14 protein-coding genes are annotated in these 16,626 nt (G+C 44.9%); 9 read left to right on the forward strand and 5 right to left on the reverse strand.

Annotated features, from left to right (window positions below; translation table 11 throughout):
- Positions 1–185: 185 nt before the first annotated feature.
- Together recN and nadK are read right to left on the reverse strand one after the other, a co-directional pair.
- Positions 186–1,847 (reverse strand): DNA repair protein RecN, encoded by a 1,662-nt coding sequence (recN, locus tag SNR28_RS12840; protein WP_375752902.1) that lies wholly within the window; start codon positions 1,845–1,847, stop codon positions 186–188.
- Positions 1,848–2,000: 153 nt separating this feature from the next.
- Positions 2,001–2,885, reverse strand: coding sequence for an NAD(+) kinase (gene nadK / locus SNR28_RS12845; protein WP_375752904.1), 885 nt, complete (start codon positions 2,883–2,885; stop codon positions 2,001–2,003).
- Between the two features lie 147 nt (positions 2,886–3,032).
- Here nadK and grpE point away from each other — a divergent pair, with 147 nt between their 5' ends.
- From grpE to dnaJ, 3 genes are all read left to right on the forward strand, one after another.
- Positions 3,033–3,653 carry a nucleotide exchange factor GrpE gene (gene grpE, locus SNR28_RS12850; protein WP_375752906.1) on the forward strand — a complete coding sequence of 207 codons (621 nt, stop codon included), beginning with the start codon at positions 3,033–3,035 and terminating at the stop codon, positions 3,651–3,653.
- Positions 3,654–3,912: 259 nt separating this feature from the next.
- A complete protein-coding gene (gene dnaK, locus SNR28_RS12855) occupies positions 3,913–5,835 on the forward strand; it encodes a molecular chaperone DnaK (RefSeq protein WP_375752908.1) in 1,923 nt (640 codons plus the stop codon).
- 305 nt (positions 5,836–6,140) lie between these two features.
- A complete protein-coding gene (gene dnaJ, locus SNR28_RS12860) occupies positions 6,141–7,286 on the forward strand; it encodes a molecular chaperone DnaJ (RefSeq protein WP_375752909.1) in 1,146 nt (381 codons plus the stop codon).
- A 70-nt stretch (positions 7,287–7,356) separates the two neighbouring features.
- On the opposite strand, the gene SNR28_RS12865 is transcribed toward dnaJ, so the two are convergent.
- Entirely contained in the window at positions 7,357–7,776 is a 420-nt protein-coding gene (locus SNR28_RS12865) for a type IV pilin protein (RefSeq protein ID WP_375752911.1), read from the reverse strand.
- 128 nt (positions 7,777–7,904) lie between these two features.
- On the opposite strand from SNR28_RS12865, the gene SNR28_RS12870 reads away from it, so the two are divergent.
- The 5 genes from SNR28_RS12870 to tadA all read left to right on the forward strand — a co-directional run bounded on the left by SNR28_RS12870 (position 7,905) and on the right by tadA (position 10,383).
- On the forward strand, positions 7,905–8,375 hold the full coding sequence (locus tag SNR28_RS12870) for a Tfp pilus assembly protein FimT/FimU (RefSeq protein WP_375752913.1): 471 nt from the start codon (positions 7,905–7,907) through the stop codon (positions 8,373–8,375).
- Positions 8,356–8,991, forward strand: coding sequence for a prepilin-type N-terminal cleavage/methylation domain-containing protein (locus SNR28_RS12875; RefSeq protein WP_375754077.1), 636 nt, complete (start codon positions 8,356–8,358; stop codon positions 8,989–8,991). Before SNR28_RS12870 ends, SNR28_RS12875 begins: the two co-directional genes overlap by 20 nt.
- A gap of 26 nt (positions 8,992–9,017) precedes the next feature.
- Positions 9,018–9,380: a hypothetical protein gene (locus tag SNR28_RS12880; RefSeq protein ID WP_375752915.1), complete on the forward strand. Its 363-nt coding sequence runs from the start codon at positions 9,018–9,020 to the stop codon at positions 9,378–9,380.
- Complete coding sequence (locus SNR28_RS12885) at positions 9,367–9,759, forward strand: prepilin-type N-terminal cleavage/methylation domain-containing protein (protein WP_375752917.1); 393 nt, start codon at positions 9,367–9,369, stop codon at positions 9,757–9,759. Before SNR28_RS12880 ends, SNR28_RS12885 begins: the two co-directional genes overlap by 14 nt.
- Positions 9,760–9,837: 78 nt before the next feature.
- Positions 9,838–10,383 carry a tRNA adenosine(34) deaminase TadA gene (tadA, locus tag SNR28_RS12890; protein WP_375752919.1) on the forward strand — a complete coding sequence of 182 codons (546 nt, stop codon included), beginning with the start codon at positions 9,838–9,840 and terminating at the stop codon, positions 10,381–10,383.
- Positions 10,384–10,416: 33 nt separating this feature from the next.
- Here tadA and SNR28_RS12895 read toward each other — a convergent pair whose 3' ends face one another.
- Positions 10,417–10,560: a hypothetical protein gene (locus SNR28_RS12895; protein ID WP_375752921.1), complete on the reverse strand. Its 144-nt coding sequence runs from the start codon at positions 10,558–10,560 to the stop codon at positions 10,417–10,419.
- 121 nt (positions 10,561–10,681) lie between these two features.
- The gene (gene mltF, locus SNR28_RS12900; protein ID WP_375752923.1) at positions 10,682–12,304 is read right to left on the reverse strand and encodes a membrane-bound lytic murein transglycosylase MltF; all 1,623 of its coding nucleotides are present in this window, start codon (positions 12,302–12,304) and stop codon (positions 10,682–10,684) included.
- 297 nt (positions 12,305–12,601) lie between these two features.
- On the opposite strand from mltF, the gene purL reads away from it, so the two are divergent.
- Positions 12,602–16,495 (forward strand): phosphoribosylformylglycinamidine synthase, encoded by a 3,894-nt coding sequence (gene purL / locus SNR28_RS12905; protein ID WP_375752925.1) that lies wholly within the window; start codon positions 12,602–12,604, stop codon positions 16,493–16,495.
- Positions 16,496–16,626 lie beyond the last annotated feature (131 nt).

Raw genomic sequence — 16,626 nt, forward strand, 5'->3', positions numbered from 1 at the left:
GTACTTCTGTTTCTGTATATTTCGCTAGGCTCGCAAGATAATAAACAAGCAGAGCCAAGATGTAAAAGGGACTTTTTCTGTGACAGCAAAAATTGAGGTTTGTTGCAACAGAGGTATCAAATAGCAACAACCCACAAAATGGAGTGACCATTCTGTGGGTTAGTTAACATTACGGAGACTCGTTATTAAGCTGCAAGCAACTCTCTTGCATTTGCCAGCGTTGAATCTGTGATTTGACTACCACCTAACAGGCGAGCCAGTTCTGATACACGTTGTTCGTTATCAAGTGGCTTCATCTGTGTTTCGGTCTTACCAGCTTTGGTTTGCTTAGCAACGAATAACTGTTGGTGACCACAACCGGCAACTTGAGGAAGGTGAGTAACACAAAGCACTTGTGTTGATTCGCCTAGTTTTCTCAGCATCTTACCTACAACTGCTGCTGTAGGGCCACTGATACCAACATCGACTTCATCAAAGATTAAACTAGGTGTATCCACTTTTTGGGCTGTAATAACCTGAATAGCCAAGGATATACGAGAAAGCTCACCACCAGATGCTACTTTGGCAATTGGTTGCATTGGTTGCCCTGGGTTTGTTGACACAAGGAAGGTAACTTGATCAATACCAAGTGGAGATGAGTGCTTTTCGTCACGTGATATATCGATAGTGAACTTTGCTTTTTCCATGCTGAGCTCATGCATGCTTTTACTGATCAGTTTATCGAGTTCTTTACCGTAGCGACTTCTGGATTTACTGAGTTTCTCTGCACTAGATAGGAATCGTCCGCGCTTTTTCTCAACTTCTTCTGCCAATGCTTCAAGCTTTTCATCAGAGCAATCAAGTTCTTCAATTTGCTTGAGTAGATCCTGATGATGAGAGTACAACTCTTCTGGCATCACATGATGTTTTCGGGATATAGACATGATTTTGGAAAAGCGTTCTTCTACAAATGCCATTCTTTCCGGGTCTACATCAATTGAATCCATGTAGTTGCGTAGTTCGTTGTTTGTCTCTTCAATCTGGATCAATGCTTCTTCAAGCATGGCAGGTAGAGCTTCAAGTTTAGGATCCAGCTCTGCTAGTTGAATCAGCGATGATGACGCAGTTTGCAGAATGCCCAGTGCGTTGACTTCTTCACCTTCATAAATCAGTTCGATAGCCTGCTGACAATTTGTCGCTAGCTCACCGCTGTTTGCTAATCGTTTATGTTCGGCTTCAAGCTCAACAAACTCCCCTTCAGAGATAGAAAGTTCATTTAACTCTTTTATCTGGTATTCAAGTAACTGCTTCTGTGCTTCATTTTCCTGGCTGTTCTGGCGCAGTTCTTTCAGCTTATTTTCAGCTTGTCGCCACACTTGATAATGCTGCTGGGTTTTACTGATAAGATCACCGTGACCAGCATACTGATCCAGCATAGAAAGTTGGTACTCACTTTTCATCAACTGGTGGTGAGCATGCTGACCATGAATATTTATTAGCTTTTGACCCAAAGATTTAAGTTGGGAAAGAGGGACTGGACTACCATTAATAAAAGCTCGTGAACGGCCGTCTTTGGTGATAATTCGTCTTAGAATGCATTCGCTGCCATCAAGCAGTTCGTTGTCTTCCAACCATCTGCTGGCATGAACGTTATTGTCCAGTTGAAATGCTGCGCATACTTCAGTTTTATCTTCACCTTGGCGAACCATACCTGCTTCTGCTCGTCCACCCAAACATAAGCCTAGCGCATCAATGGCAATAGATTTACCCGCACCAGTTTCACCAGTGATGGTCGTCATGCCTTGTGACAGTTCTAGTTGAAGTGATTTAACAATGGCGAAGTTATTTACACTTAAGTGAGCCAGCATTTTGCGATACCTGTATAACCAAACATTACTGTATAAGAAAACAGTATATACTGTTTCTTTATACAGTAAAGTCGTACAGGTGACTTTTTTATGAACAATTTATTTTCTTCAACAAATTGTGACATATAACAAAGTCAGAGATGGCTGCGATGCTTAGAACAGCTTACTTGACCATCCGAGCTTGTTCCTAAGTACATGATAGTAGCTGTAATCTTCAGGATGAATAAGCCTCAGAACGTTAGGGCTCTGATAAATAACGATTTCATCGGAAGGTGAAACGGGTAAGGATATTTGCCCGTCGCAGCTTACTTCTTGTGTGCCTCGATTATCAGGCGACACGCTCAGCTTAATTTTCCTGTGCCCGTCAACCACTAATGGCCTACTGGAAAGTGTATGCGGGAACATTGGCACGATTGAAATGACGTTTAAGCTTGGAGAAAGTATCGGTCCTCCTCCAGATAAAGAGTAAGCGGTAGATCCCGTTGGAGTCGAGACGATTAAGCCATCAGAGCGTTGTGAAAAGGCGAAAGAGTCGTCTATATAAACCTCAAACTCAATCATATGTGCAATTTTACCAGGGTGAAGAACCACTTCATTTAATGCAGCGCTGTGACTCTTCTTTTTACCGTGTCGATAAACCTCTGCTTCCAGAAGAAAGCGCTCCTCTTCGATGTAGTTGCCTTCAAGAACTGTTTTTAGCGAGGTTTTGAACTCATCAGGATTGAGATCAGTCAGAAAGCCCAAGCTTCCTCGGTTCACCCCGATAACGCTAATATCGAAACGAGACAATACTCGCGCAGCTCCAAGCATGTTGCCATCACCACCAACGACAATCGCGAGATCTGCTTTTTCTCCGATCTCTAGCAGAGATGTAAAATTGTCTTTTGGGATATCATCCAATATATCAATTAGCCTGTCATCGACTATGGGTTGGTAGCCTTCAGCACTTAACCAGCAAAAGAGTTCTTTGTGAGTTTGTACTGCGCGGTGGTTACGTGGTTTTCCTATAATACCGATGACTTTAAAAGGCTTTTTCATCTGGATAGTCCAATTGCTAGCAGTTACGCTTGATTCATAATTATCTGTCCCCATAATAAAGGCAAGTTGATTAAATACGCGAGCGTTTTATCCTAGGATTTGTGCCAAGCTCGCTATAAACATTGAATTCCGAAGTCTGGAGATATCATGAGTAACGAAGAAAACAAAGTTAATGAAGAAGAACTGAAGCAGCAGGAAGCTGTAGAGCAGGAAGTTGCTCAAGACGAAGAAGTAGAAGCTGTAGGTACTGACGCTGATATCGAATGGAATGAAGAGAGTGAGCAGGAAGTAGAAGAATCGAAAATTGCACAGCTTGAAGCGGCACTTCTATCTAGTGAAGCAAAAGTGAAAGAGCAGCAGGATTCTGTATTGCGTGCAAAGGCAGAAGTAGACAACATGCGTCGTCGTACAGAGCAGGAAATCGACAAAGCTCGTAAATACGCTCTGAACAAGTTCTCAGAAGAGCTACTACCAGTTATCGATAACCTTGAACGTGCTATTCAAGCAGCAGATACTGAAAGTGAAGCGGTTAAACCTCTTCTTGAAGGCGTAGAACTGACTCACAAGACTTTCATTGATACTGTAGCTAAGTTTGGTCTTAAAGAGATCAATCCTGAAGGTCAGCCATTCAACCCTGAGTTCCATCAGGCTATGTCTATCCAGGAAAGCGAAGACTTTGAACCAAACACAGTTATGTTCGTAATGCAGAAAGGTTACGAACTGAATGGCCGTGTTATTCGCCCAGCGATGGTCATGGTTTCGAAGTAACCCAAACCATTACATATGTATAAGGTCGCTCCGAGAGCGGCCTTTTTTCTTTCTTATTACCTTTCATTTAGCCCACATTCGCCCCCAATTTGATAAAAAACTGCTCTTTTTTTTATTCACTCCCTTGAAAACCCATTCGCTGACCTTATCTATGGTGCATACACAAAGAAACATTAGTGTGGATAGGGTTGAATCCCAACACACTGCCCCCATCTAGGGGGATATAGAAACGAATAATTGAATTCTCGGAGATAGCCTGATGGGTAAAATCATTGGTATTGACTTAGGTACTACTAACTCATGTGTTGCTGTACTAGACGGCGATGCACCACGCGTAATTGAAAATGCTGAAGGTGAGCGTACAACCGCATCTGTTATCGCTTATACAGACGGCGAAACGCTAGTTGGTCAGCCTGCGAAACGTCAAGCGGTAACCAACCCTCAAAACACGCTATTTGCTATTAAGCGTCTAATCGGTCGTCGTTTTGAAGACGAAGAAGTTCAGCGTGACATCGAAATCATGCCTTTCAACATTGTTAAGGCAGACAACGGTGATGCTTGGGTAGAAGCACAAGGCCAGAAAATGGCAGCTCCTCAGGTTTCTGCTGAAGTACTTAAGAAAATGAAGAAAACTGCTGAAGACTTCCTTGGTGAGGAAGTAACTGGCGCAGTTATCACAGTTCCAGCTTACTTTAACGATGCTCAGCGTCAGGCTACTAAAGATGCTGGCCGTATCGCTGGTCTTGAAGTTAAGCGTATCATCAACGAACCAACTGCAGCTGCACTAGCTTACGGTCTGGACAAGTCTGGCGGTGACCGCACTATCGCTGTATACGACCTTGGTGGTGGTACCTTCGATATCTCAATCATCGAAATCGACGAAGTTGAAGGCGAGAAAACTTTCGAAGTACTAGCAACTAACGGTGACACTCACCTTGGTGGTGAAGATTTCGATAACCGCATGATTAACTACCTTGTAGATGAGTTTAAAGCAGAGCAGGGCATCGACCTTAAGAACGATCCTCTAGCAATGCAGCGTGTTAAAGAAGCAGCAGAAAAAGCGAAAATTGAGCTTTCTTCTACTCAGCAGACTGACGTAAACCTACCTTACGTAACTGCAGATGCAACTGGTCCTAAGCACATGAACATCAAAGTAACTCGTGCGAAGCTTGAGTCACTTGTTGAAGATCTAGTTCAGCGTTCTCTAGACCCACTAAAAGTGGCTCTTAACGATGCAGACCTATCTGTAGGCGACATCACTGACGTTATCCTTGTTGGCGGTCAGACTCGTATGCCAATGGTTCAGGCTAAAGTTGCTGAGTTCTTCGGTAAAGAAGCTCGCCGCGACGTTAACCCAGACGAAGCAGTAGCAATGGGTGCTGCAGTTCAGGGTGGTGTACTAGCTGGTGATGTTAAAGACGTACTTCTACTAGACGTTACTCCTCTGTCTCTAGGTATCGAGACTATGGGTGGCGTTATGACTAAGCTAGTTGAGAAGAACACAACTATCCCAACTAAAGCTAACCAGGTGTTCTCTACAGCAGAAGACAACCAGAATGCGGTAACTATCCACGTTCTACAGGGTGAGCGTAAGCAAGCGATGTACAACAAGTCTCTTGGTCAGTTCAACCTAGAAGGTATCCAGCCTGCACCACGTGGCATGCCACAAATCGAAGTTACTTTTGACCTTGATGCGGACGGTATCCTGCACGTATCTGCGAAAGATAAGTCAACAGGTAAAGAGCAGAAGATCACTATTCAGGCATCTGGCGGTCTGAGCGATGAAGACATCGAGAAGATGGTACAAGAAGCAGAAGCTAACAAAGAAGCGGACAAGAAGTTCGAAGAACTAGTAACTGTTCGTAACCAAGCTGATCAGATGATTCACGGCACTCGTAAGCAAATGGAAGAAGCGGGCGACGCTCTACCAGCTGAAGAGAAAGACAAGATCGAAGCAGCAATCAAAGAACTTGAAGAAGTGAAGAGTGGCGACGACAAAGAAGCTATCGACGCTAAAGTTCAGGCTCTAATGACAGCAGCTCAGAAGCTAATGGAAATCGCTCAGCAGCAAGCACAAGCACAGCAAGCAGCTGGTGGTGCAGAAGCTGGTGAACAGCCTAAGCAAGACGACGATGTTGTTGATGCTGAGTTTGAAGAAGTAAAAGAAGACGATAAGAAATAATTGATTTTCGTCGCCAGATTGCACGATTTCTGCGTCGAAGGTGCTCATTTACATTCGTAAACTCCGCGCCTTCTTCTTGAACTCGCACAATCTGGCTTAGAAAAATACAATTATTTGGTTCTTTTGAAGTCCTTCTTAATTGAATTGTATTGCGGGCGTCGGGATTTTCCTTTCGCCCGCAAGTTTGTAAATGAAGAGTCACTCTAGATAATGGTCTGTAGCTTATGTCTTTAGCCCTTATCTAGATTGATACAAATCGGAATGGCGGGTTGCCATTTCTAGAAAAACATTGGTAGTAACGAAACATGTCAAAACGTGATTTTTACGAAGTATTAGGCGTAAGCCGTGATGCGTCTGAGCGCGATATTAAGAAGGCGTATAAGCGTCTTGCGATGAAATACCACCCGGATAGAAACCAGGGTGATGAAGGCGCTGCGGAACAGTTTAAAGAAGTAAAAGAAGCGTACGAAATTCTGACTGATCCTCAAAAGAAAGCAGCCTACGACCAGTATGGTCATGCAGCCTTCGAACAAGGTGGCATGGGTGGTGGTGGCTTCGGTGGTGGTGCCGGTGCTGACTTTGGTGATATTTTCGGTGATGTATTTGGTGACATCTTCGGTGGTGGTCGTCGCGGTGGCGGCGGTCAGCGCGCTCAGCGTGGTTCTGACCTTCGCTACAACATGGAACTGACTCTTGAAGAGGCTGTTCGTGGTTGTGACAAAGAAATTGAAGTACCAACATTAGTTGAGTGTGATGTTTGTCATGGCTCAGGTGCTAAGAAAGGATCTTCACCTCAGACTTGTGGAACCTGTCATGGACACGGTCAGGTGCAGATGCGTCAGGGCTTCTTTGCGGTTCAGCAAACCTGTCCTACCTGTAACGGTAAAGGCAAGATCATTAAAGACCCATGTAACTCATGTCATGGTCAGGGTCGTAAGCAGAAAACTAAGACACTTAACGTTAAGATCCCAGCTGGTGTAGATACTGGTGATCGTATTCGTCTGTCTGGTGAAGGCGAAGCTGGCGAAACAGGTGCACCGGCAGGTGATCTGTACGTACAGGTTCACGTAAAAGAGCACCATATCTTTGAGCGTGATGGCAACAACCTTTACTGTGAAGTGCCAGTTAGCTTTGCAATGGCTGCACTGGGTGGTGAAGTGGAAGTTCCAACGCTTGATGGTCGTGTTAACCTGAAAGTGCCAGAAGAGACTCAGACCGGTCGTATGTTCCGTATGCGTGGCAAGGGCGTGAAAGGCGTTCGTGGTGGCGGTGTCGGTGACCTGATCGTTAAGTTGGTCGTTGAAACGCCAGTGAAACTAAGCTCTCGTCAAAAAGAGCTGCTTAAAGAATTTGCGGAAAGCTGTGGCGGTGAAGCGGCTGTTAAGCACTCACCGAAATCTGAAGGCTTCTTCAAAGGTGTTAAGAAGTTCTTTGATGATCTAACTAGCTAAAATAACCCACTAGTAAAACTATTTGAAAGCCAGCATCAGATACTATGCTGGCTTTTCTATTTTCTGGACATTATTTCCAACAGGAGGCTGGCTCTTTTCTCCCATTGGATTTAAGTGAAAGAGTAGGGCATCTGTCTTCTTGTTGGTTATCTATCGCATTGGCGTGAAGAACATAGCCGAAATCTTCATACGTGATAGAGAACTCATAGCGTTCTTTATCCGACTGACAAGGTATCAATGGTGAGCAATGCCCACTCTTACTCGATATCACTTCTCTCCCTTCAATGTCTGTCATTTTCTCCATATACAGTTTCATCATCATTAAGTCAGCTTGAGCTTTAACCCTATGGCTACTCAGCACATGCTGTGTGTATGACGGATAAGCAATAGAAGCCAGCGCTCCAATGATTGCGACGACAACAACGAGTTCGATCAACGTCATCCCCTTGTGTCTTTGGTACTTCGATTTGCATAAAAATAAAAGATTCATTTCCAGTAGTTGGTCCTAGATTTACTGTTCAACGTTACGCCTTGTTAGCATGTGGCAATTCTTGGCTGAGTGTTATGGGGTACGGGTGAACTTTGGAAATGGTTCGCGGATTTACTTTAATCGAACTAATGAGCATTTTACTGATCTCATCGTTGATGATGGTAGGTCTGCGTGTGTCATTTGAACCGCTGTTGGAGCAGCTTAGGATGAGGCGTGCAGCATCAGAGATTAGTAGTTTTTTCTTCAAAGCTCGTTCTGAGTCTATGCTCAGAGGTGCTGGCCTCTACATAGAAATATCCAGACTGTCTTCGTCTGATAAATCCTGGTCTATGGAGCTGCGTTCGGAAAAGCAAGAGCAAGCAATCATTGTTGTGGAAGGAAGCGATACACGTATTAGCTTTTCAGGAAGGCATAAAGACAATCAAACCATGCGACTGTACCTGGATGATGTGAGCGGGAAAGTCATGGGTAACGGACACATTCGTATTAACTATAAACACAATGAAAACGAGCGTTTGCGGCTTGTTTACTATTCGATTACTGGCCGAACAAAAATTTGTGGAGATGGTAGTGATTACTATGGTTTCCCCAAATGTTAAAAGGCCAAAACAAAGTTGGAAGAAATGCTCGGGATACTCACTTATAGAGCTCGTAGTTGCCAGCTTAATCAGTTTGATGGTGATTACGTCCTTAACGACGGTTTTGGTTGTGACTCAAAAACATGCTCTCAATCGTCACCAAAATGTACTGTTGGCAAAATCGTTAGATACGGCGCTGAATGAAATAAAGAGGGAAGTTCGTCGAGCTGGATTTTACGGAGAAAGAGGAGAAAATCTAACTTTGTTTGATTCGGATAATATTATTGATGTGCAAGAGAATATTTTAACCTTCTCGTATCAACTTAGTTTGCCGGAAGAACCGATAGCTTTTCGTCTTATTTCCTACAAAGCAGATCTTTCCGATAAGAAGCTAAAAGTATGCTACCTGACAGTAAACAGTACAGACCAACTCAAAAGAGATATATGTAAAATTTACTACTCAGTATTCGATGAAAAGAGTGTGAAACTGACCAATTATAAGTTTGAACTGATTTATCCGAACAAGAATACAGATGCGTACCTACTACTGCTCTCTCTTACGGTTCAGCCTAAAGGAAGCCTTGATATAACAAAGACCAGAACAGCAGAAATCTTTCCCGGAAATCAACTATGGTGAGAAAGAGAATTAAAAGACAACGGGGAATGACGACCCTACTATTCTGCTCCCTGCTTCTGGTTGCATTACTCATACTCACTCTGACAAGCTACCGGACACTGTTGCTTCAGATTCAAATGGCGAACAATCAGTTAGAAGCAGCAGAGTCGTACTGGATAGCGCAAGGTGGATTGGAATGCATCTATAGTCAGGTCTCATCAGAGCCAGACTCGTTTTCAACATTTCACTATTGCGAGTTGCCAGAAGAGCTGGATATTAAAATTACTCGGTGTAGTCAGTTTGAGTATCAAATTCAATCTACATATATGTACTCTAAGGTATTGCGAGATCTTACCCTGACAGACGGTAGCTTCAGATGGAACGAGGGTAGTTGGCGTGATTTCAGGTAACCGTGGCATCGGGCTTATTGAAGTTTTAGTGGCTCTATTTATTCTCTCTTTTGGTGTCATGAGTATCTTTCGGCTGCAAACTTATATGGAGCAAAAAGCGAGCTATGCGGAAAAAAGTGTTCAGGCTTTGCATATCGCTGAAAGTAGCACCGAGAGATTACGTATTTCTTTTTTGAGTAACGAGCAAATGCAGTTGACCTCTGAAGTTGAGCGTATCATCGATGAAGAGTTTCATTTAAAAATAGCTGTTTCAGAGGTGATTGGTACAACCGCAGATAAACAAGCTATAAGAGTTGAGGCTGAAGTGTTCTGGAACAATAGCAGAAGTGAAACCGAGAGCATTGCTTTAAGTACGATTCTATCCCGCACGAACAATTAAGGCATTTTACGCTGTCGATATCACCACTGTATTCTTAATATCTCTCTCGTTACAATAGCGTCCCTTTTCTTTTTCTGGATGACAGTTTTGAATCAAGCATTCACAAAACAAGATGAAGCCTTTATGCGAAAGGCAATCTCTTTGGCTCACGAAGCGGAGCTTGAAGGAGAGGTGCCTGTGGGTGCAGTTTTGGTTAAAGATGGAGAAGTCATCGCTGAAGGCTGGAATCGCTCAATTGGATTGCATGATGCAACGGCTCATGCGGAAATTCAGGTGCTTCGGAAAGCGGGGCAGGAGCTGGAAAACTATCGACTGACTGACACTACCTTGTACGTCACTCTGGAGCCTTGTCCTATGTGCGCCGGGGCTTTACTGCATAGCAGAGTAAAAAGAATTGTTTACGGTGCTCCGGACTTAAAAGCAGGAGCTGCGGGTACAGTTTTGAACCTCTTTGATACGCAAGCGGCTTATCATTATGCAACGATTGAGTCGGGCCTTCTGGAGGCAGAGTGTCGTGAGCAGCTTCAGGCCTTCTTTAAGAGAAGACGTAAAGAGAAGAAAGAAGAAAAACAGAGATTAAAAGCTTTAACTGAGGGTTCTGAGGGCAAAGCTTCGAAAATCTGAAACTCTGCCCGAGTTACCACTTAAGAGCTGCCGTTAGCTAAAAACTTCAGTCTGAACATAAGCTCGGTGACGCCAAATGATTTTTTTCTTGTTGTTTGCAAGCATACGTTTACGACGGTTCGCAGAAGCCGTTCTCGATACCGATTTGTTTGTAGTTCGCTTTTTACCAGAGAACATGAGTATTCCCCCTTATTAGTCGTGGTTCTTTACCACTTTAATTATCAAGTGTTTGTTCACCTTCCGTTATAGTTTGCTTTTGTTACCGCTGTATGAAAGCTGGTAAGAACCAGCTTTTTCATTATAGCTCAGCTTGAACTGCTGAGCTTTCTGGTGTTGCTGGTTCTTGTGCAGGTTCTACTGTTTTTGGTGGTGTCATAGCTTCTACGGGTGGTCCTTGTAACGGTTCTTCCCCAGAGGCTTCCTGAGGAGAACTTTCGGTACCAGGCTCATCTTGATTAGTTGCTTCTTCTACAGGTGGAAGAACCACATCAATCACCTGAAGGTCATCAACATTGACATCCGCTTCTGTAACCGCCTGCTTTTCAACGTGCCCAATAATGGATTGATAGTACCGGCGAATATTTTCTACATAGTTACGCGCCTCATCACCGCGAGCATAACCATACCGAGTTTGGCTGTAGTACTTTTTCTTTTTAAGAAGAGGCAATCTGTCTTTCACATCCGCCCACGCGTCCGGATTACCACCTTGTGCACGTGTCAGGCGTCGCGCATCCATCATATGCCCGTAACCAACGTTATAAGATGCCAGTGCAAACCAGATTTTTTCATGTTCTGCGATAGAGTCAGGCACACGCTCAACGATACCTTTCAGGTATTTAACACCACCTTTTATGGATTGCTCTGGGTCCAATCGGTTTTTAACTCCAACAATTTTAGCGGTTGGAAGTGTCAGCATCATCATGCCCCGAACTCCGGTTGGTGATTTAGCTTTCGGGTTCCAGTGCGACTCCTGGTATGAGAGTGCAGCAATAAGTCGCCAGTCGAAACTTCCAGAGTACTCTTTAAACAAAGGTTCCCATTTAGGTAGTTTACTATCCAATGCCCTTATAAAAGCGCGGGTATCTACGTAGTCAAAACTATCTACATGGCCGAAATACTTCTCTTCCAGCTGCGCAAGATCACCAGAGAGTTTCATGGAACCAAAGAACTCGATGAGTAGGGCATAAAGGCTTTCATCATCCGATTTTCTCATGTACCAGGAGACAGGCTGATCTTCTGTCAGCTCGAATGCCAGTGCGATATCTGGATAGAGTCGCTGAGTCAGTGAAAGCTCTACAGAATCCGCTATGGTATAAGCAAGCTCTCCATTTGAAACTTTTCTTAGCAGATCTCTCACATCTGAGTCCCGGCTAATGTCGTACTTAAGTTCTGGGTTTTGAAGCTCCAGAAGGTTGAGTGTTTTTTCAAACTGGGAACCCGCAACAACGGTTAGGCTGTCTTCTGTAGTATTGAGGCGCTCGATCAGTTTCTCTAAATTACGTGGACGCCATGTGCCGGTTTTGTATACAACCTGCTCACTCACATAGTAGTAAGCAGGTGCAGCTCGATATTGTTTAATTCGATCTGGAGATTGGCTTAGGCCAACAGCAATAATATCTATCTCATTCTTGTCTAAAGCAGGAAACAAGCCCGCAAGACGGTAAGCAGGTTTAATTTCGAGCTGAACACCAAGCTCATCAGCAAATCTCTGTGCCAATTCAAAGTCGAGCCCTGTCGGGCCATCTGGGCCAATGTAGTACGCAAGTTGGTTGTTTAATGTGCCAACACGCAAAACGCCTCGCTCACGTATTTTGTCCAGCTCACTCATAGGATCGGAGTCAATCTGACACCCTGAAATGATGAATAGTGCCGCAAGAATAGAGATAACTTTTGTATATGTATTTTTTATAGCGATACGCATTACTGATGTTTGTAAGATTTCCAGTGGGTTATTTATAACAGAGGGGGGTAGCAGGGCAAAGAAGGATTCGAAAAAACATTGATGAATTGCAGGTTTGCTCGGCAATTCGCAAATCGACTCAACTTAATTAAAAAAATGACGCAAACGGTTGCTTTTGGTGTTACGTCACAAAAAAAAATACTCTATAATACGCCCGCAAATGAAGAGGTGAAATTGGTATAAGTTTATTAATGCAATTTAACTTATTGAATTTATTCCTATATCACTTAATCAACTGCATATAAGAGACCTTAGCACATGGAAATACTCCGCGGCTCCCCAGCTCTTTCTGAGTTTCGAGTTAACAAACTATTGGAACTTTGTCGTGAAAACGCGCTACCTGTAACGGGTATTTACGCAGAATTCATGCACTTTGCTGACGTTGAATCAGCACTGGATTCCACTGAGCTTGATAAGCTAAAGAAGCTTCTGACCTACGGTCCGACTATTCAGGAGCATGAACCAGAAGGTCTTCTTCTTTTGGTTACCCCTCGTCCAGGTACAATTTCCCCTTGGTCTTCTAAGTCGACGGATATAGCAAACAATTGTGGCCTTACAAAAGTTAAGCGTCTTGAGCGCGGTACGGCTTACTTTGTTGAAGTATCTAAAGAGCTGACTGATGAGCAGGCTCAGGTTCTGAAATCACTGATTCATGACCGTATGATGGAATCTGTATTCACTGAGATGGAAGCTGCACAAGCGCTATTTACGGTAGCAGAGCCAGCTCCGGTTCAGGCGGTAGATGTTCTTGCTGGTGGCCGAAAAGCACTGGAAGAGGCGAACGTTTCTCTGGGTCTTGCTCTGGCTGAAGATGAAATCGACTATCTTGTTGAGAGCTTCACTACGCTGGGTCGTAACCCGAACGATATCGAGCTTATGATGTTTGCACAGGCGAACTCTGAGCACTGTCGTCACAAGATCTTTAATGCAGATTGGACTATCGATGGTGTTGAGCAAGAAAAATCTCTGTTCAAGATGATCAAAAACACCTTCGAGACAACAAGTGACCACGTTCTTTCTGCGTACAAAGATAACGCAGCGGTAATGACGGGCTCTAAAGTAGGCCGTTTCTTCCCGAATCCTGAGTCTCGCCAGTATGATTACCATCAGGAAGATGCACACATCCTGATGAAGGTTGAAACTCACAACCACCCAACAGCGATTTCTCCATGGCCGGGTGCATCAACAGGTTCAGGCGGTGAAATCCGTGACGAAGGCGCAACAGGTATTGGTGGTAAACCAAAAGCTGGCCTTGTTGGTTTCACTGTATCAAACCTTAAGATCCCTAATTTTGTTCAGCCTTGGGAAACAGATTTCGGTAAGCCAGGTCGTATCGTAACTGCTCTGGATATTATGCTTGAAGGCCCTCTTGGTGGCGCGGCATTTAACAACGAATTTGGTCGTCCTAACCTTCTTGGTTACTTCCGTACTTACGAAGAAAAAGTGAGCTCTCACGCAGGTGAAGAGGTTCGTGGTTACCACAAGCCAATCATGATTGCTGGTGGTATGGGTAACATTCGTGATGAGCACGTTCAAAAGCGTGAAATTCCTGTAGGCGCAAACATCATCGTTCTTGGTGGCCCTGCAATGAACATCGGCCTTGGTGGCGGCGCTGCTTCTTCAATGGCATCTGGTCAGTCTGCTGAAGATCTGGATTTTGCTTCTGTACAGCGTGAAAACCCAGAGATGGAGCGTCGCTGTCAGGAAGTTATCGACCGCTGCTGGCAGCTTGGTGAAGATAACCCAATCGCGTTTATCCACGATGTGGGCGCGGGCGGTATTTCTAACGCACTGCCTGAGCTTGTAGACGATGGTGAGCGTGGCGGTAAGTTCCAGCTACGTGATGTACCTAATGATGAGCCGGGTATGAGCCCGCTTGAGATCTGGTGTAACGAATCACAGGAACGTTACGTTCTGGCTGTGGGTCAGGAAGAGATGGCAACATTTGATGCTATCTGTAAGCGTGAAAGAACGCCGTATGCAGTTGTTGGTATTGCTACTGAAGAGCGCCACCTGACTCTGGAAGATTCGCATTTCGACAACACACCTATCGATATGCCGATGGATATTCTTCTGGGCAAAACGCCTAAGATGCATCGTGATGTTAAATCTCAGAAAGCGGAAAGCCCAGCGTTTGATATGACTGCTGTTGAGCTTAATGAAGCGGTTGACCGTGTACTTCGTCTTCCAACTGTTGCAGAGAAAACTTTCCTTATCACTATTGGTGACCGTAGTGTAACTGGTCTGGTTGCTCGTGATCAGATGGTTGGCCCATGGCAGGTACCAGTAGCGAACTGTGCAGTGACTGCGGCAAGTTACGATACTTACCACGGTGAAGCGATGTCTATGGGGGAAAGAACACCAGTAGCACTTCTTGACTTCGCAGCGTCTGCTCGTCTGGCAGTTGGTGAGTCTCTAACTAACATCGCAGCAACTGATATCGGTGATATCAAGCACATTAAACTTTCTGCAAACTGGATGTCTCCGGCGGGTCACCCTGGTGAAGATGCGGGTCTTTACGAAGCGGTTAAAGCGGTTGGTGAAGAGCTATGTCCGGCACTTGGCCTGACTATCCCTGTTGGTAAAGACTCAATGTCTATGAAGACCAAGTGGGAAGAGAATGGTGAGCAGAAGGAAGTGACTTCTCCACTATCTCTAATCATCACAGCGTTTGCTCGTGTTGAAGATGTTCGCCGTACAGTGACTCCTCAGCTACGTACAGACAAAGGTGAATCAAGCCTTGTTCTGGTTGATCTTGGTAACGGCAAAAACCGTATGGGTGCAACTGCACTGGCTCAGGTATACAAGCAGCTAGGTGATAAGCCAGCAGACGTTGACAATGCTGAGCAGCTAAAAGGCTTCTACAACGCGATTCAGGCGCTAGTGAGCGATGACAAGCTAGTTGCTTACCACGATAAAGGTGATGGTGGTCTGTTCGTAACTCTTGCAGAGATGGCGTTCGCTGGTCACTGTGGTGTTAAAGCTGACATCTCTGACCTTGGTGAAGATGAACTGTCTGTCCTGTTTAACGAAGAACTGGGTGCAGTAGTACAGGTTCTAAATGAAGATCTGGATGCAGTACTAAGCACACTTGCTCACCACGGTCTTGCAGAGTGCAGCCACGTAATTGGTGAAGTAGAGCAGTCTGACAAGATCACTCTGACGAAAGAAGAGAAAGTGATTGTTGAGCGCAGCCGTACTGAGCTACGCACAATCTGGGCGGAAACAACCCATAAGATGCAGGCACTTCGTGACAATCCTAAGTGTGCAGATCAGGAATTCGCAGCGAAAGCTGATGATAACGATCCTGGCCTGAACGTTAACCTGACCTTCGATGTTCAGGAAGATGTCGCAGCACCTTACATCCTGAAAGGCGCTAAACCTAAGATGGCTATTCTGCGTGAGCAAGGCGTTAACTCTCATGTTGAAATGGCAGCAGCGTTTGACCGCGCTGGTTTTGAAGCTATCGATATCCACATGAGCGATATCCTGACTGGTCAGGCAGTACTTGATGAGTACAAAGGTCTGGTTGCTTGTGGTGGTTTCTCTTACGGTGACGTACTGGGTGCAGGTGAAGGCTGGGCTAAGTCTATCCTATTTAACCAGCAGGCTCGCGACCAGTTCGAAGGCTTCTTTAAGCGTGAAGATACGTTGGCTCTTGGTGTGTGTAATGGCTGTCAGATGCTGTCTAACTTACACGAGCTAATTCCGGGTGCTGACCTGTGGCCACGATTCGTACGCAACGAATCAGAGCGTTTTGAAGCTCGCTTCAGCTTGGTAGAAGTTCAGAAGTCTGATTCTCTGTTCTTCTCTGGCATGGAAGGTTCACGTATGCCAATCGCTGTTTCTCACGGTGAAGGCCGCGTAGAAGTTCGCGATGATGCGCACCTGACGGCGATCGAAAACTCAGGCACGGTAGCTGTTCGTTACGTAGATAACTTTGGTAACGCAACTCAGCAGTACCCGAACAACCCGAACGGTTCACCAAATGCGATTACCGGTCTGACAACAACAGATGGCCGTGTAACCATTATGATGCCGCACCCAGAGCGTGTGTTCCGTACGGTAGCTAACTCGTGGGCTCCGGATTCATGGGGTGAAGATAGCCCATGGATGAGGATGTTCCGCAACGCTAGAGTTAACATCGGTTAATAGCTGCGTGAGAGACTCTATCTCTGCGTCAAAGGTGCTCATTTACTATCGTAAACTCCGCGCCTTTTCCTTGACCTAGAGCCTCTCACTTGCTCTGAACAGATGTTAATTAGTTGGAGTAAATTCCAGGA

Source organism: Vibrio iocasae (assembly GCF_042245395.1).
Lineage (GTDB): Bacteria > Pseudomonadota > Gammaproteobacteria > Enterobacterales > Vibrionaceae > Vibrio > Vibrio iocasae.